The organism is Pseudomonas capsici (assembly GCF_017165765.1).
GTDB classification, from domain to species: domain Bacteria; phylum Pseudomonadota; class Gammaproteobacteria; order Pseudomonadales; family Pseudomonadaceae; genus Aquipseudomonas; species Aquipseudomonas capsici.
On record NZ_JAFGZD010000022.1, the window covers coordinates 26,169 to 44,404 of the forward strand.

12 protein-coding genes are annotated in these 18,236 nt (G+C 58.3%); 11 read left to right on the forward strand and 1 reads right to left on the reverse strand.

The annotated features are described in order from the left end of the window. Positions 1-131: 131 nt before the first annotated feature. From JSY17_RS21995 to JSY17_RS22045, 11 genes are all read left to right on the forward strand, one after another. Positions 132-845, forward strand: coding sequence for an SIMPL domain-containing protein (locus tag JSY17_RS21995; RefSeq protein ID WP_117166372.1), 714 nt, complete (start codon positions 132-134; stop codon positions 843-845). Between the two features lie 230 nt (positions 846-1,075). Then, positions 1,076-2,629 carry an HET-C-related protein gene (locus JSY17_RS22000; RefSeq protein WP_206403051.1) on the forward strand — a complete coding sequence of 518 codons (1,554 nt, stop codon included), beginning with the start codon at positions 1,076-1,078 and terminating at the stop codon, positions 2,627-2,629. Positions 2,630-2,725: 96 nt separating this feature from the next. Further along, positions 2,726-4,327 carry an ABC transporter substrate-binding protein gene (locus JSY17_RS22005; RefSeq protein ID WP_206403050.1) on the forward strand — a complete coding sequence of 534 codons (1,602 nt, stop codon included), beginning with the start codon at positions 2,726-2,728 and terminating at the stop codon, positions 4,325-4,327. A gap of 263 nt (positions 4,328-4,590) precedes the next feature. After that, positions 4,591-6,213 carry an ABC transporter substrate-binding protein gene (locus tag JSY17_RS22010; RefSeq protein WP_117166375.1) on the forward strand — a complete coding sequence of 541 codons (1,623 nt, stop codon included), beginning with the start codon at positions 4,591-4,593 and terminating at the stop codon, positions 6,211-6,213. A gap of 266 nt (positions 6,214-6,479) precedes the next feature. Next, positions 6,480-8,078: an ABC transporter substrate-binding protein gene (locus JSY17_RS22015; protein ID WP_117184311.1), complete on the forward strand. Its 1,599-nt coding sequence runs from the start codon at positions 6,480-6,482 to the stop codon at positions 8,076-8,078. A 156-nt stretch (positions 8,079-8,234) separates the two neighbouring features. Further along, positions 8,235-9,614 (forward strand): OprD family porin, encoded by a 1,380-nt coding sequence (locus JSY17_RS22020; protein WP_117184310.1) that lies wholly within the window; start codon positions 8,235-8,237, stop codon positions 9,612-9,614. An 84-nt stretch (positions 9,615-9,698) separates the two neighbouring features. Continuing rightward, positions 9,699-11,294 carry an ABC transporter substrate-binding protein gene (locus tag JSY17_RS22025; protein WP_117184309.1) on the forward strand — a complete coding sequence of 532 codons (1,596 nt, stop codon included), beginning with the start codon at positions 9,699-9,701 and terminating at the stop codon, positions 11,292-11,294. 70 nt (positions 11,295-11,364) lie between these two features. Beyond that, positions 11,365-12,375 (forward strand): ABC transporter permease subunit, encoded by a 1,011-nt coding sequence (locus JSY17_RS22030; protein WP_117166379.1) that lies wholly within the window; start codon positions 11,365-11,367, stop codon positions 12,373-12,375. Between the two features lie 11 nt (positions 12,376-12,386). Continuing rightward, entirely contained in the window at positions 12,387-13,298 is a 912-nt protein-coding gene (locus JSY17_RS22035) for an ABC transporter permease subunit (RefSeq protein WP_200979403.1), read from the forward strand. 10 nt (positions 13,299-13,308) lie between these two features. Beyond that, the gene (locus JSY17_RS22040; RefSeq protein ID WP_117166381.1) at positions 13,309-14,277 is read left to right on the forward strand and encodes an ABC transporter ATP-binding protein; all 969 of its coding nucleotides are present in this window, start codon (positions 13,309-13,311) and stop codon (positions 14,275-14,277) included. Then, entirely contained in the window at positions 14,277-15,251 is a 975-nt protein-coding gene (locus JSY17_RS22045; protein WP_117184307.1) for a peptide ABC transporter ATP-binding protein, read from the forward strand. The genes JSY17_RS22040 and JSY17_RS22045 overlap by 1 nt, the downstream gene beginning before the upstream one ends. 63 nt (positions 15,252-15,314) lie before the next feature. Here the strand turns inward: JSY17_RS22045 and JSY17_RS22050 are convergent, their stop codons facing one another. Continuing rightward, positions 15,315-17,837 carry a PepSY domain-containing protein gene (locus tag JSY17_RS22050; protein ID WP_206403066.1) on the reverse strand — a complete coding sequence of 841 codons (2,523 nt, stop codon included), beginning with the start codon at positions 17,835-17,837 and terminating at the stop codon, positions 15,315-15,317. Positions 17,838-18,236: the final 399 nt, after the last annotated feature.

The window sequence follows — 18,236 nt, forward strand, 5'->3', positions numbered from 1 at the left end:
GGCAAAACTGGAAAAGTGCGTCAAAGCGCCACAGACACGACTGTCCGGAACCGGAACCGTTGGCTACAGTCATATGGCTTTGCATCAGTCCGACAACCGCCGGATGACGCTTTTATAACAAGGAGTTTCCCATGTTCAATCTTCGCCCTGTCGCCCTGGTCATCACGCTGGGGATCACGATCCTGGCCTGCGCCCAGGCCATTGCCGAGGAACCCCGTTACAACCAGATTTCATTGCGCGCCGAGGTCAATCAGGAAGTCCAGCGCGACCTGATGCTCGTCACGCTCTACAGCGAAGCCCAGAACAGCGATCCGGCAAAGCTCGCGGCGCAGATCACCGAAACCCTGAACAAGGCGCTGGGTCAGGCGCGTCAGGTCAAGGACGTGACGATCCGCCAGGGCAGCCGCAACAGCTACCCCATTTACGACGAGAAAGGCCAGACCATCACTGGCTGGCGTGAGCGCGCCGAACTGCGCCTGGAAAGTGCCGACTTCGCCGCGCTGTCCAAACTGACGGGCGAGTTGCTGACCGACCTGAAAATGGGTGGCATGGACTTCTCCATTTCCACACCAACCCGCAAGGCCAGTGAAGATGCCTTGCTCAAGGATGCCGTTACCGCGTTCAAGGCCCGCGCCCAACTGGTCACCGAGGCTCTGGGTGGCACAGGCTACAAACTGGTGAACCTGAACCTCAATACCTCGGGTTATCCACAGCCGTACCTGCGCGCGCCGGTCATGATGATGAAAGCCGAACGCGCCGACGCGGCCCCGACACCGGATGTCGAAGCCGGCACCAGCCAGGTCAGCGTTGCAGCCGATGGTGTGATCGAGGTGCAGATTCCCTGATTGCACAGAACAGACGATCTCTGAGGGGGAGCGGAGCGCCACCCGATTCGCTCCCCACAGATACATCCATTCATCGCGGCCAAGGCTCCTCCCACCTTGTCCGCATCACCTCCCGACACCCCGTGCCCCCCTTGCCCTACAACACTCATCGCCCTGCCTGATTTTCCCCTCCCGTGTAACTCGTAAACTCACCTGTAACTTCTAATAACCGTTCAATAAAGGAATCAAGGATGAATCCTCGTACCAGCGCGTCAGTCCACGATCAGCAGAATGAAGACAATACCGGTGAGGCCCACGAGCCTCTTCCCGTTGCGGCCCGCTTTGAAGCAGGCGAAGGCAGCAAAGACAAGGCCACTCATGGCTCCATCGAAGCCATCCTTGAAACCGCCGGTTTCAGGAAGGATGAAATACGGGCTATCTATTTCGGTAACTGGTTGCGTGACTACTCGCAACTGCTCGATCCGAAGATAGTCCGCGCCACCACCATGCCCAAGAGTTTCCCGGACCTGCTGTCCCGCGAAGCCCTGACCCGCATCGTGGATGTACTGGCGGTGCGGGAGTTCACCGACCTGATGAAAACTGACCGTTCGCGCTTTATCGTGACGCCAGAAAGGCTGGGGGTTTATCGCCCGAGCGAGCACATCGACAACCCCAGGACCGTGAACCCGAAGCCGGCCAACCCCAAGGAGCGCGACGCCGACTTCGAGGACTGGGTCAGACCCGACGATCCGGTCTTGCAGGTCGACTTTCAGAGTTCGATGAAACGCTATATCCAGCGCTCGGTTGATGCCATGAGCCGTGAGCTGGACATGGCCATGCAGGCTGGCCCCCAATCCACCGATGGTCTGCGGGCATTCGGTTCGGGCCTGCATATCCTCGAAGACTTTTTCGCCCATTCCAACTTCGTCGAGTTGAGCCTGATAAAACTCGGCTACAGCAGCGTCCTGCCATGGACGTCCGAGGCAGACTGCCGGCATCGGCTGCCTCTGGTGACCGGCATGTTCGGCGGCAGCGACATCATCGCCAGCCTTGCAGCGCCACTGGGCAAGCTGCTGTTCTCGACGGATGACAAACCCTTCGAGCCTATCAAGGCCGGGGAACGCTACGAGCGCGACCAGATCATTCAGATCCTGCTCGGCGAGCACCCCAACGAGCAACTGCTGCAAGGCTATGAAACGTTCCTGACCACCCGTGACCAATGGGCGAGCCTGCCGTTCTCCGAACAGGTCGAGCGGTTCTATGCGTTCATCGGTACACCGGGAAGAATCGTCAACAATGCAATCGGCACGGCCATGCAAGGCTTGGCCACCTGGTTCGGCAACAGCATCGACGATATCCAGACCACACTGGGCGATGACCCGCACGTCAACGGTTCTACTGACCCATCGCATTCGCAGCTTGCCAAGGACCATGCCGAACACCCGCTGCACACTCTGTCTGCGCTGCTGGCGGAAAAAGCCGTGCTGCAAGTGGGTCAGGCCATGAAGGGCCAGTGGTTTGGCAAGAACGACGTGCAACACCCTGCACAACTGGCGGCAAAGTTCCTCGTTCACCCCATGGACAGCAACTGGCAGGACGATCTGGTTCGCGACTGGGCAAAGCGAAACCCGAGCCTCATAAAACGCGCATCGGTCAAAACCGAGCTGGAGCGTACCCATGAGCAATTGCGAAAAAGCGCAGAAGCAGGCTTGCGATCATTCAATCAAGAAAGCTCCAGTTTCCTGAATACCTTTTTCGAAAGCACTTCGCTGTCGGACCTGTGGAATAAAATCACCGGCAAGTAAGAGCGTTGTCCGACTCCTGACAAATACGGCACTATCCGCTGTCTATCTGCACGATGATATTCAGAACGGTTATTGCCGCACTTTGCGAGGGGTCTCATGGGACATACGATCTTCAAACCGCTGCTGTTGACTACCGCACTGCTGGCCTGCGCCCCTCTGGCCCAGGCTGCCAGTACCCTGGTGTACTGCTCCGAAGCCAGCCCGGCCGGTTTCGATCCGAGTCAGTACACCAGCGGTACCGATTTCGATGCCTCGGCCGAAACGGTTTTCAACCGCCTGACCCAGTTCAAGCGCGGTGGTACGGAAGTGGAGCCAGGGCTGGCGACTCGCTGGGAAGTCTCTGCAGACGGTCTGAGCTACACCTTTCACCTGCGTGAAGGCGTGAAATTCCACATCACCGACTACTTCAAGCCGACCCGGGCTTTCGATGCCGACGATGTGCTGTTCACCTTCAATCGACTGCTCGATCCCGAGCAGCCGTTTCGCAAGGCTTATCCTTCCGAATCGCCCTACTTCACCGATATGGGCATGAACAAGACCATCAAGAACATTGAAAAGGTCGATGCCCACACCGTCAGGTTCAACCTGAACAATGTCGATGCTGCGTTCGTGCAGAACCTGGCCATGAGCTTCGCCTCGATCCAGTCCGCCGAATATGCCGCGCAATTGCTCAAGGAAGGCAAGGCTGCCGAACTGAACCAGAAACCCGTCGGCACAGGTCCTTTCGTCTTCAAGCGCTATCAGAAGGATTCGCAGATCCGTTATGTGGGCAACAAGGATTACTGGAAGCCCGAAGACGTGAAGATCGACAACCTGATCTTCTCCATCAACAGCGATGCCGCAGTGCGCCTGCAAAAGCTCAAGGCCGGTGAATGCCAGGTCAGCGGCTACCCTCGCCCGCAAGACATCGAAGAGTTCAAGAAAGACCCGAAGATCAAGGTCCTGAGCCAACCGGGCTTCAACCTGGGCTTCCTGGCCTATAACGTCACACACCCGCCACTGGACCAGCTCAAGGTTCGTCAGGCGCTGGACATGGCCATCGACAAGCCGGCCATTATCAAGGCGGTCTACCAGAGCGCCGGGCAACTGGCGCAGAACGCTCTGCCTCCAGGCCAGTGGAGCTTCGACCCGGACATCAAGGACGCGCCCTACGACCCGACCAAGGCGAAGCAGTTGCTCAAGGAAGCAGGCATCGCGCCGGGCACACAGATCAACCTGTGGGCCATGACGGTGCAGCGGGCTTCCAACCCCAACGCACGGATGTCGGCGCAGATGATTCAGTCCGACTGGGACAAGATCGGCATCAAGGCCAACATCGTCACTTATGAATGGGGCGAGTACATGAAGCGCTCCCGTGCAGGCGAGCACGATGTGATGATCTACGGCTGGACCGGCGACAACGGTGACCCCGACAACTGGCTGGGCGTGCTGTACAGCTGTGCGGCGGTCAAGGGCAGCAACTTCGCCAAATGGTGCGATCCGGCCTACGACAAGCTGGTGCAACAGGCCAAGGTCACTACCGACCGGGATGAGCGGATCAAGCTGTATAAACAGGCGCAGAAGGTGCTCAAGACACAGGTGCCGATCACCCCGATTGCCAACTCCAAGGTCTTCCAGCCCATGCGCCAGGAAGTTCAGGACTTCAAGATCAGCCCGTTCGGCCTGACCCCCTTCTATGGCGTCAGCCTGAGCAAATAAGTCATATACGGTAACAACCCCACACCAACCGGGTGCATTCAACACGCCCGGTTGCGCGTTTATGGTGCGATAAACGGCAAAATTCCTTTGCGCAAACGATCAACTGCGCAGAAATTACACTGACGCGACATTCATGTACGCTCGTTCCACTTTTTAGCGCCCCTTTGTCGTCAGCACCTTGCTTCGGGTACGACCCCTGCATAAGTATCGGATGGATCGGCTCACGAGGTCGTTCCCTCCAAATGACAATAACTGAGGCCTCCATGCTCAAACACGCAGTCATCCCGTTCATCGTCGGCGCAAGCCTGCTGGCGAGCGCACCCTTCGCTCAGGCGGCATCCAACCTTGTATTCTGCTCGGAAGGCAGCCCGGCGGGCTTCGATCCGGCCCAGTACACCACCGGTACCGACTTCGACGCATCGGCAGAAACCCTGTTCAACCGGCTGACCCAGTTCGAGCGTGGGGGTACGGCTGTCGAGCCAGGCCTGGCAACCAGTTGGGATGTGTCCCCGGACGTGCTGACTTACACCTTCCACCTGCGCAAGGGCGTCAAGTTCCACACCACGCCGTACTTCAAGCCAAGTCGCGACTTCAATGCCGATGACGTGCTGTTCACGTTCAACCGCATGATCGACAAGGACCAGCCGTTCCGCAAAGCGGCCCCGACCGAATTCCCGTACTTCACCGACATGGGCATGGACAGCAACATCGCCAAGGTCGAGAAAGTCGACGACTACACCGTGAAGTTCGTTCTCAACACCGTCGATGCCGCGTTCATCCAGAACCTGGCCATGTCCTTTGCCTCGATCCAGTCTGCCGAATACGCCGACCAGTTGCTCAAGGAAGGCAAGGCTGCGGACATCAACAGCAAACCTGTCGGCACGGGCCCGTTCGTCTTCAAGAGCTACCAGAAAGACTCCAACATCCGCTTCACCGGTAACAAGGATTACTGGAAGCCCGAAGACGTCAAGATCGACAACCTGATCTTCGCCATCACCACCGATCCCTCGGTACGCATTCAGAAACTCAAGAAGAACGAGTGCCAGATTACCGCCTACCCGCGGCCGGCCGACCTTGAAACGCTCAAGGCGGACAAGAAGCTGAAAATGCCCGATCAGGCAGGCTTCAACCTGGGTTACATCGCCTACAACGTGATGGACAAGATCAAAGGCAGCGACACACCGAACCCCATGGCGCAACTGAAAGTTCGCCAGGCTCTGGATATGGCGGTCAACAAGCAGCAGATCATCGACTCGGTCTACCAGGGTGCAGGCCAGCTGGCCGTCAACGCCATGCCGCCGACCCAGTGGTCTTATGACGACACCATCAAGGACACTCCGTACAACCCCGAGAAAGCCAAGGCCCTGCTCAAGGAAGCCGGTATCAAGGAAGGCACCGAAATTACCCTGTGGGCAATGCCGGTCCAGCGTCCTTACAACCCCAACGCCAAGCTGATGGCCGAGATGCTGCAGTCCGACTGGAAGAAGATCGGTATCAACGCAAAAATCGTCAGCTACGAATGGGGTGAATACATCAAACGCTCCAAGGGCGGGGAAAACGGCGCCATGCTGATTGGCTGGAGCGGTGACAACGGTGACCCGGACAACTGGCTCGGCACCCTGTTCGGCTGCGACGCCATCAATGGCAACAACTTCTCCAAGTGGTGCGACAAGCCTTACGACGCAATCATCAAACAGGCCAAGGCAACACCTGATCAGGCCAAACGCACCGAGCTGTACAAACAGGCGCAACACCTGCTCAAGGACGCCGTGCCGATGACGCCTATCGCGCACTCCACCGTCTACCAGCCGATGAGTAATACCGTTCAGGACTTCAAGATCAGTCCGTTCGGACTGAACTCCTTCTATGGTGTAAGCGTGAAGTAGTAGCAATACGCCTGCGCTGTTATTGCAGCGCAGGCAACTGAACGTCGGCCTGAAAAATAAACTCGCCAAGTTGCGTAATTGCAGCTAAAAGCAATTACCTACTTGGTGAAAGTTTTTTTCCTACAACAACTAGAGCCTGCGAACCTATTTACCGCAAGCGCTGGCCGACATACCGTCGTGGCAGTTTTACTTACTTCAGATATTGTTTTCGGACGCGTCGTTACATATGAGCGCTATCACTCGCCCGTGGAAGGACAGGAATCCTTATGCGTAAAACAATCGCGATAACATCATTAGTTGGCCTTGGACTACTCAATGCGGCAACTGCAGCCCAGGCCGCCAGCAGTCTGGTGTTCTGCTCGGAGGCCAGCCCTGCCGGCTTCGATACGGCCCAGTACACCGCAGCAACGGACAACGATGCAGCCGAACCCATCTATAACCGCCTGACGGAATTCAAGCCCGGCGACACGACCGTCGTACCGGCCCTGGCCACCAGTTGGGATGTCTCGCCCGATGGTCTGGTCTACACCTTCCATCTGCGTGAAGGTGTCAAATTCCATAGCAACAAAGACTTCAAGCCAAGTCGCGACTTCAATGCAGACGATGTGGTTTTCACTTTCAATCGCATGCTCAAGACCGACCACCCGTTTCGCGTGGCGTATCCCACAGAGTTCCCTTATTTCAACGGCATGGGCCTGAACAAGAAGATCAAGTCCATCGAGAAGAGCGGGCCGCTGACCGTCGTATTCACCCTCAATACCGTCGACGCTGCTTTTATCCAGAACATCGCGATGAACTTCGCCTCGATTCTCTCCGCCGAATACGCCGAGCAACTGATGGCCAAGGGCGACCCACGGGATATCAACCAGCAACCTATCGGCACTGGCCCGTTTGTGTTCCAGCGCTATCAGAAGGACTCGCAGATCCGCTACAAAGCCAACAAGGACTACTGGGACCCGAGCCGCGTCAAAGTCGATCAGTTGATTTTCGCCATCAATACCGACGCTTCGGTACGCATGCAGAAGCTGCGCAAGAACGAATGCCAGGTCACGCTCAACCCGAGGCCCGCCGACCTCGAAGCCCTGAAAGCCGACAAGCAGTTGCAGGTGCTGCAACGTCCCGGCTTCAACCTGGGCTACATCTCCTACAACGTGCGTCATGAACCGCTGGGCAATCTGCAGGTGCGCCAGGCACTGGACATGGCAGTCAACAAACAGGCCATCATCAACGCCGTGTATCAGGGCTCCGGGCAACTGGCGGTCAACGCCATGCCACCGACCCAATGGTCTTATGACGACAGCATCAAGGACACGCCTTTCAACCCGGAAAAAGCCAAAGAGCTGCTGCGGGCAGCTGGGGTCAAGGAAGGTACCGAACTGACGCTGTGGGCCATGCCGGTCCAGCGCCCTTACAACCCCAACGCCAAGCTGATGGCCGAAATGCTCCAGTCCGACTGGGCCAAGGTCGGAATCAAGGTCAAGATCGTCAGTTACGAATGGGGCGAGTACCTCAAGCGCACCAAGAACGGCGAGCACGATATCTCGCTGATCGGCTGGACAGGTGACAACGGTGACCCGGACAACTGGCTCGGTACGCTCTACAGCTGTGCAGCCATCGGCGGCAACAACTACTCGATGTGGTGCGACGAGAAATACGACGCCCTGATCAAGGCGGCCATTTCCACCACCGACCGGGAAAAACGTACCGACCTGTACAAGCAGGCTCAACGCTACCTCAAGGAACAGGTCCCCATCACGCCGGTTGCCCATTCAACGGTCAACCAGCCATTGCGCGCTGAAGTCGAGGGTTTCCACGTAAGCCCCTTCGGTCGCAACAGCTTCTCGGGCGTCAGCATCAAAGACTGATCTTCAATCCCTCTGGTTGCATCACTCACGCTCAGACGTCGAGTGATGCAAGCGGGTGGCCGGACACATAAAAAATACCGGGCCAAAACCCGGCACCACCAAGCCAGACAGAAAAACTGGCGCTTTAAAAAAGAAATAAAAAAGGAGCGGTATCCCTTGAAAACAACCAGCACGGCATTGCTTGCCCTCTCTCTGACCTCCTTCGGCGCAGTAGCCCAGGCAGAAGAAAGCAGCCATACATTCATCCCGACGCAACTGAGCACCTCCAGCGCACAGGACGACGCAAAAGGTTTTTTTGAAGACCAGCATCTGACGGGCACGACTCGTAACTGGTATTCCAATGAGCTACGCCGTCGCGATAACCGGTTCACCTATAGCAATAACGGCGTAGAAACAACGACACCTCGCCGTATCAACTGGGCACAAGGCACCATCGTCAACTACAGCTCGGGATTCACTCAGGGCACAATCGGCTTCAGCACCGAAGTGGCGCTCTACAACGCCATCGCTCTGGAAAGAGACCGCAGCGACATCGCTGGCGGTGCCAACCGTACCCTGACCGAAAACGACGGCGACCCGGTTGGACAATGGAGCAAACTGGGCCTGGGTAACGTCAAGGCCCGGATTTCCAACACCACCTTCACTGCAGGCCGCCAGTCGGTCAACACACCGGTCATTGCATTTATCGGCAACCGTGCCTTGCCTTCCAGCTTCCAGGGTTTTGCCCTGCAGAGCGACGAGTTCAACAACCTGTCCATCCAGGCCGGCAGCTTCGATCGGGTTTCGCCTCGTACCGAACAGAGCCTGAGCAAGTTCCGCTCCGAATACGCCACCAACAATGCCAACGCAGACCGCCTGAGCATGGTCGGTGCCGACTACAAGCCGTTCGACAATCTGACTACCAGCCTGTACGCGTCGGACCTGGAAGACCTCTGGAAACAGTACTACTTCGGCTTCACCCATGACATAGGTGACAGCAAGGCGGTGGCGCTGAGCACTAACCTCAACTACTACAAAACCAAGGATTCGGGCCAGAGCAAGCTCGGACCTATCGATAACGACACCTACAGCCTGTCGTTCACCGCGACTCATCAGGCGCACAGCTTCGGCATTGCGTACCAGGAAGTCATGGGCAACGAGTATTTCGACTACGCCCATGAAACCAACGCCATCTTCCTGGCCAACTCCCTGCTGTCGGACTTCAACGGCCCGAACGAAAAATCCCTGCAACTCAGCTATGTCATCAACATGGCCGATTACGGCATACCGGGCCTGAAATTCAACGCCTATCAGGCTCGTGGCTGGGGTATCGACGGTACTCACTACAGAGGCAACGCCTATACCGACGTAAGGCAGATGAATGGTGAGCATCACTACGAGTACGGCATCGGCACGACCTATGCTGTGCAGTCCGGCCCGCTCAAGGCCACGACCGTACGAGCCACCTACACCACTCACCGCGCAAGCGAATTCCAGTCGGATGGCAACATCAATGAATTCCGCCTCGTGACCACGATCCCATTCAAGATTCTGTAAACAGCCATGCCACTGCGGCGTGCGTCGTGCCTGTGCATGACACACGCCGCAGCCACGGCCTTCGCACTCAAAAGGAGGTTTCTCTTGAAACTGCTCACACTACGCGCCTCGATTGCCGTCGCTGCATTCGGCTTCGCCGCCAGTGTCTGCGCCAAACCGCTGGTGGTCTGTACCGAAGCCAGCCCGGAAGGCTTCGACATCGTGCAATACACCACCGCCGTGACGGCAGACGCCTCGGCAGAAACCATCCTTGAACGTCTGGTCGCGTTCACGCCTGGCACCACAGATACCGTTCCCGGTCTTGCCGAGAGCTGGGAGATCAGCCCCGACGGTCTGGTCTATACCTTCAAGCTGCGTCAGGGCGTCAAGTTCCAGACCACCGATTACTTCAAGCCCACCCGCGACATGAACGCCGACGATGTGCTCTGGAGCTTCCAGCGGCAGATGGACGCCAAGCATCCCTGGCATGCGCGCTCACTGGTGGGTTACCCCTATTTCGAGAGCATGGGCTTCAAGGAACTGCTCAAGAATGTCGAAAAAGTCGACGACTACACCGTAAGATTCACCCTCTCGAAAGCCGAGTCGCCTTTCCTGCGCAATCTGGCGATGCCTTTCACCTCGATCTACTCGGCCGAATATGCCGATCAGTTGCTCAAGGCTGACAAGACCGCCGAACTCAACAGCAAGCCCGTTGGCACCGGCCCGTTCATCCTGACGCGCTATGCCAAGGATGCCCAGGTCCGCTATAAAGCCAACCCGGACTACTGGAAGCTGAAAGTCCCCAGCGAAGCGCTGATCTTTGCGATCACTCTGGACAACAACACGCGCCTGCAAAAACTCAAGGCAAACGAATGTCAGGTTGCGCTTTATCCAAAACCTGACGATATTGCGAGCATCAAGGCTGACCCGAATCTCAAGATCGACGAGATGGAAGCCATGATGACCAGCTATGTCGCCATCAACACATCGCACAAATACCTTGACGATGTGCGCGTGCGGCAAGCGATCAACCTGGCTTTCGACAAGAAGTCCTACATCAGGGCTCTGTTTGGCGAAGGCAAGGCCACCGAGGGCGTCGGCCCCTACCCACCGACCATGATCGGCTACGACAACGATAGCCAAAGCCCGCCGTACGATCCGGCCAAAGCCCGTACCTTGCTCAAAGAGGCCGGCGTTCCAGAAGGACAGGTATTTACTCTGTTCGCTCGCAATGGTGGTGCAGTGACCAACCCCAACCCGTTGGTGGGGGCACAGATGCTTCAGGGCGATCTGGCCAAGGTAGGCATCAAGCTGGACATTCGCGTCATGGAATGGGGTGAAATGCTGAAACGCGCCAAGAATGGCGAACATGACATGGTTTTTGCGGGATGGGCAGGCGACAACGGCGACCCGGATAACTTCCTGACGCCGAACCTCGGCTGCGACGCCGCAAAAAATGGCGAAAACTATGCTCGCTGGTGCAACAAGGACTTTGAAGACGCGATCACCCGGGCCAGGGAAAAAACCGACCCAGCCGAACGTGCCGCGCTCTACAAAAAGGCCCAGCAAGTGTTCAACCAGGAGCAACCATGGATAAGCCTGGCCTATCCAAAACTGTTCGTAGCAATGCGCAAGAATGTCGAAGGCTTTCATATCAGCCCGCTGACCAATAACAACTTCACCACTGCACGGGTGAAGTAAGAAAAACAGCCGCCCGCGTCCACAAGATCAAGGTCGGCATGCCTGAAAGGCTGATGAGGTACACCACAAGATGTTTAGTTTTATTGCCCGCCGGGTGGGGTTACTGATCCCTACCTTCTTCGGCATTACCCTGCTGACCTTCGCCCTGATTCGCCTTATCCCCGGCGATCCGGTCGAAGTCATGATGGGCGAGCGCCGGGTCGACCCGGAAATGCACGCCCAGGCCATGGAGCGCCTTGGTCTGAACAAACCGCTTTATGCGCAGTACATCGACTATGTCGGCAAGCTCGCCCAGGGCGACCTCGGCGAATCCCTGCGTACCCGCGAAAGCGTCTGGACCGAGTTCACGTCCCTGTTTCCCGCAACGCTTGAACTGTCGATCGCAGCCTTGATCTTCGCCGGCATCGTCGGCCTTCTGGCCGGAGTCATTGCCGCACTCAAGCGCGGTTCGCTGTTCGATCACGGGGTCATGGGCGTTTCGCTGGCGGGCTACTCGATGCCGATCTTCTGGTGGGGCCTGATCCTCATCATGTTCTTCTCGGTATCCCTGGGCTGGACCCCGGTATCGGGACGCATCGACCTGCTGTACGACATTCAGCCGGTGACCGGCTTCATGCTGATCGACACCCTGCTCAGCGACGAAGAAGGCGCGTTCCTCGATGCCCTGCATCACCTGATTCTTCCGGCCATCGTGCTGGGCACCATCCCGCTGGCGGTGATCGCGCGGATGACCCGCTCCTCGATGCTCGAAGTGCTGCGCGAAGATTACGTGCGTACCGCACGGGCCAAAGGCCTGTCGCCGGCTCGCGTGGTGTTCGTCCACGGTCTGCGCAATGCGCTGATCCCGGTCCTGACCGTATTCGGCCTGCAGGTCGGCACGCTGCTGGCAGGTGCCGTACTGACCGAAACCATCTTTTCCTGGCCCGGCATCGGTAAATGGCTGATCGAGGCCATCGGCGCACGGGATTACCCGGTCGTGCAGAACGGCATTCTGTTGATCGCCTGTCTGGTGATCCTGGTCAACTTCGTCGTGGATATCCTCTACGGCTTTGCCAACCCACGTATCCGTCACCAGCGCTGAGATCCTGACCAATGAGCACACCTACTCCTGAGGTAGCAGTCGATCAAAGCCTGCTTTACCCATCGCCCTACAAAGAATTCTGGCATGCCTTTTCCCGGAACAAAGGTGCCGTTGCCGGCCTGATGTTCATGATCCTGATCGTGTTCTGCGCGCTGTTCGCCCCCTGGGTTGCGCCCCACGATCCGAGCGAGCAATACCGCGACTTCCTGCTGACTCCACCGGTCTGGCTTGAGGGCGGTCAATGGCAGTTCATTCTCGGCACCGACGAGCTGGGCCGTGACCTGCTGTCGCGCCTGATCCAGGGCTCGCGGCTGTCGCTGCTGATCGGTCTGTCGTCGGTGGTCATGTCGCTGATCCCCGGTATTCTGCTGGGTCTGCTGGCCGGGTTCTTCCCGCGCTTCCTCGGCCCTTCGGTCATGCGCCTGATGGACATCATGCTGGCCCTGCCGTCGCTGCTGCTGGCTGTGGCCATCGTCGCGATCCTCGGCCCAGGTCTGATCAATACCGTGATCGCCATTGCCATCGTGTCGCTGCCGTCCTATGTACGCCTGACCCGTGCTGCGGTGATGGGCGAGCTGAACCGCGATTACGTGACCGCTGCCCGTCTGGCCGGTGCCACCCTGCCCCGCCTGATGTTCGTTACCGTGCTGCCCAACTGCATGGCGCCACTGATCGTTCAGGCAACCCTGAGTTTCTCCTCCGCCATCCTCGATGCCGCAGCACTGGGCTTCCTGGGTCTTGGTGTGCAACCGCCGACGCCTGAGTGGGGCACCATGCTCGCTTCGGCTCGCGACTACATCGAACGCGCCTGGTGGGTCGTGAGCCTGCCCGGTCTGACCATTTTGCTCAGCGTGCTGGCAATCAACCTGATGGGCGACGGCCTGCGCGATGCGCTGGACCCGAAACTCAAGAATGCCGCCTGAGGAGATTCGTATGTCACTTCTGCAAATCCAGAATCTCAACGTCCGCTTCGGCGACGCCAAGGCCGTCCCGGTTGTGGATGGCCTGTCCCTGAGTGTCGAGAAAGGCGAAGTCCTGGCCATCGTCGGCGAGTCGGGTTCCGGCAAGTCCGTGACCATGATGGCGCTGATGGGGCTGATCGACGCTCCCGGCATCATCACTGCCGATGCGCTGAATTTCGACGGCAATGACCTGCTCAAGCTCAATGCCCGTCAACGTCGCCGCATCATCGGCAAGGACCTGGCGATGGTCTTCCAGGATCCGATGACCGCCCTGAACCCCAGCTACACCGTGGGCTTTCAGATCGAAGAAGTGCTGCGCCAGCACTTGAAACTGTCCGGCAAGGCCGCTCGCCAGCGGGCGCTGGAGCTGCTCGAAAAGGTGGAGATTCCGGGTGCCGCGTCGCGCCTGGATGCCTACCCGCATCAACTGTCCGGCGGCATGAGTCAGCGTGTGGCCATTGCCATGGCCATCGCCGGTGAGCCCAAGCTGCTGATTGCCGACGAGCCGACCACTGCGCTGGACGTGACCATCCAGGCACAGATCATGGACCTGCTGCTGAGCCTGCAAAAGGATCAGGACATGGCGCTGGTGCTGATCACTCACGACCTGGCTGTAGTAGCCGAAACCGCCCAGCGCGTCTGCGTGATGTATGCCGGGCAAGCCGTGGAAGTCGGTCAGGTGCCCGGCCTGTTCGATATTCCGGCGCATCCTTACAGCGAAGCACTGCTGGCGGCGATCCCGGAACACAGCATGGGTGCAGCACGTCTGGCGACCTTGCCCGGCATGGTGCCTGGTCGTTATGACCGTCCGATGGGCTGCCTGCTGTCACCGCGCTGCCCTTATGCACAGGAAAACTGCCGCATCCAGCGCCCGGCACTGGACCCCAAAGCCCACAGTCTGGCTCGTTGCTTCTATCCGTTGAATCAGGAGGTGGCGTGATGAGCGTCGTACTTACCGCCCGCGACCTTACCCGTCATTACGAAGTCTCTCGCGGCCTGTTCAAGGGCAATGCACTGGTGCGTGCCCTCAACGGCGTTTCCTTTGAACTGGAAGCGGGCAAGACCCTGGCTGTGGTCGGTGAATCCGGCTGTGGCAAATCCACTCTGGCCCGTGCCCTGACCCTGATCGAAGAGCCGACCTCCGGTTCCCTGAAAATCGCCGGACAGGAAGTCGCGGGAGCCAGCAAGTCCGAGCGCAAGCAATTGCGCAAAGACGTGCAGATGGTGTTCCAGAGTCCTTATGCCTCGCTCAACCCGCGGCAGAAGATCGGTGACCAGTTGGGCGAGCCGCTGCTGATCAACACCGACCTCAGCCGTGCCGAACGCCGGGAAAAGGTTCAGGCGATGATGAGTCAGGTGGGCCTGCGTCCCGAGCACTACCAGCGCTACCCGCACATGTTCTCCGGTGGTCAGCGCCAGCGTATCGCCCTGGCTCGTGCCATGATGCTGCAACCCAAGGTGCTGGTGGCCGATGAACCGACCTCAGCGCTGGATGTGTCGATCCAGGCACAGGTGCTGAACCTGTTCATGGACCTGCAGCAGGAGTTCAATACGGCCTACGTGTTCATCTCCCACAACCTGTCGGTGGTGCGTCACGTGGCCGACACGGTATTGGTGATGTATCTGGGACGACCTGCGGAAATGGGGCCGAAGGAAGAAATCTACAATCGCCCTCTGCACCCTTACACCCAGGCACTGCTCTCGGCGACTCCGACCATCCACCCGGACCCGCTGAAGCCGAAGATCAAGATCGTCGGTGAGCTCCCCAACCCGCTAAACCCGCCAAGCGGCTGCGCCTTCCACAAGCGCTGCCCCTACGCGACCGAGCGCTGCTCCAAGGAAATCCCCGAGTTACGGACGGTGGATAACCGTCAGGTAGCCTGCCATCACGCCGAGCAGTTTGTAGCGGCGTAATACCCTGTCGCGGCCAAGCCCCCTTTCACAGAACAGTGTGGGAGAGGCCTTGGCCGCGACAACTCAATACACATCCCTTCTGTAACGCCCTTGCTCGATCAGCTCGGCTACCGCCTGCTCACCCAGCACATCCTTGAGTACCTGATCCACACCCGCCGCCATCCCCTCAAGGCTGCCGCAGATGTAGATCGCAGCGCCCCGATCCAGCCAGGCACGCAACTCATCGGCGGCTTCGCGCAAACGATCCTGCACGTAGATCTTTTGCGCCTGATCGCGGGAGAACGCCAGATCCAGACGAGCCAGACTCCCATCCGCCAGCCAGCCTTGAAGCTCGGCAGAACAATGAAAATCATGGGCCGCATTGCGTTCGCCAAACAACAGCCAGTTGCGCGAATGCCCTTGAGCAATACGCGCCTTGAGCAGGCTGCGCAACCCGGCAAGCCCGGTGCCGTTGCCCAACAGAATCAACGGCATCGGTTCGACCGGTAAATGGAAACTGCTGTTCCGACGCAGGCGCAGGCTGATAGCACTCTCCAGAGACGCATGCTCGGTCAACCAGCCAGAGCCGAGTCCCAGGCTGCCATCGGGATGCAGTTCCTGACGCACGAGCAGTTGCAGCACGCCATCCTCGGGAATAGAAGCGATCGAATATTCGCGAGCAGCCAGAGGCACCAGCGCATTGACCAGCGCCTGTGCATGCAGGCCGACCAGATGCGCACGGTGCTGGGGCAACTGACGAGTCGCCAGCGCCTGTAGCAGAGTCTCCTGCAAGCCATCCACGCTGACCGGCGTGTCGTGCGCAATGCCAAGACCGCTCAGGAAATGCTCAAGGGCCGCCACGCTGTTGCGTGGCAATACTTCGACCAGATCCCCCGCCTGCCAGGTTGCGGCACCCGGTGCAGCCAGATCCACCAGAAAGACTTTTGAACCGCTGCTGCCGGGGTTCAACAGCTCGCGGCGCGTCAGCGTCCAGTTCTCGAAAACCGGGGCCTGCCAGGACACAACGGGCGAGCTGCCCGTCAGTTGTCCCAGTTGTTGTTGCCAGTGCTGCAGTGCGCCAGGATCGGCGCTGTCGACTTCTACCGGCGCAAACAGTGTGCGACCGCCGCGCTCGACCAGCCAGTGATGCAGTCGGTGGGCGAAAGCGCAGAACTGCGGATACTGTCGATCACCCAGAGCCAGGACGGCATAGTTCAGATTCTGCAGAGGCAGCTCGCTACCGAGCAATTTGCGCTCGAAACCACGAGCGCTGTCCGGTGCCTCGCCATCGCCAAAGGTGCTGACCACGAACAAGGCATGCTGGCTCTGGCTCAGCTCCTGCCCGGTCAGGTCGCCCAGTCGCTTTACACGCACTGGCAACCCGGCCGACTGCAACTGGCCTGCCGTCTGCCAGGCCAGCTGTTCGGCAAAACCGCTCTGGCTGGCAAAACCAATCAGCCACGACGCGGCGTCATTATCCGGATTCCCCGCAAGACCGCCGCGAGCATTCCTGATCTCACGCTTCTTGCGACGACGATCCAGATACAAAAGCCAGCCGGTGATGAAGAACAGCGGCATCATCAATGCAGCAACAGTCATGATGATACGACCGCCGAGACCGAAATAACTGCCCACATGCAGGGAATAGTTACTGGTCAGTAGCTGAGCGCCCAGACTCTTTTCCTCATAGCGCGAAACGAAATTGACCTTGCCGGTGGCCGGATCAAGATTGATCGTGCCGAAAGCCCGTGGATGCGGTGAGTTCTTGAGCAGGTAGAACACGGTCGCGGGCTGGCCGCCGCTCGCCGGAAGTCTCAGGTTATAGGAGCCCAGCTCAGGCCCGGCCGCTTCCTGAATGCTGGCCCAGACGGCATCGTAATCCACCACCAGCGGGCCCGCGGGCTGAGCACGTTTCTCGCCTTTGCCCTGCTCGGCAGGTGGAGGATCGCCCAGCAGCCTGTTCATGCCGTTGCTGAACCATTCATAGGACCAGTTCAAGCCGGTCACGGCGAACAACAGATAGAAAAGCAGGCACCAGGTCCCGAATATCGAGTGCAGGTCCCAGTTGAAACTGCGCCCCTTCTTCGCCCAGTCCATCGTCAGCCAGACACGCCAGTCCAGCGCCTTGCGCGGCCAGCGCAGATAAAGACCGGACAGGCAGAAGAACACCAGAATCAAGGTACAGGCAGCCGTGATCTGTTTACCGACTTCGCCTGCGGCAAGATAGCGATGCAGGTTCAGAACGAAATCGAAGAAACCCTCACCGACACCGTTGCCTCTGATTTCCCCCGTATAAGGATCGAAATTGCGCTTGGGACCACGTCGCTGACCCGGCTCGGGAGTGAAATAGACCTGGGCAACGCGATTGCCCGTCGTCTGGACACGCAGAATCGCCACCTTCAGGCCTGTGGCAGTTTCAAGCCTGCGTACCAGCTCGGGTGCGGGCAAAGTGGCGGCACGTTCCTGAACCAGCAGCACATCGGGGTTGAGCGCGTCGAGAATCTCGTCCTCGAACGAATACAACGCACCGGTAATGCCCATCAAGGCCAGGACCAGCCCTGCCGTGATTCCAAAGAACCAATGAATCTGGAACAGGATTTTCTTCAACACACCCACCACTCGAGAGGCATTTTGCGGCGCGTATTATGCGCTAAATGTTATTTATTCTCATCTTCAAGATTGTCGAATCCACCCTGTCCCGAGCATGGCCGACGGTTTCAAAGAGAAGCGCTACTGGTCGATAGAGGCGGATCGCAACTATTGCCTCAACTGACAACTTAGGCTTTGTACGAAATATATCTGCGCTCGATGATGCTGCGTTAAAAACAGGCTCGGAATGCTCATTTACACCAGTAAACTCCGCTTCCTCGCCTGTTTTTGCCTTGCCTCATCTTCGCTCGAAAACATTTCGTACAGAGCCTAGAAAGCCAATCCTGCCAAGCACTACATAAGTATATTATCCCCATATTCATATTTACTACTTACCTGCCCCAAACATTTATCCTA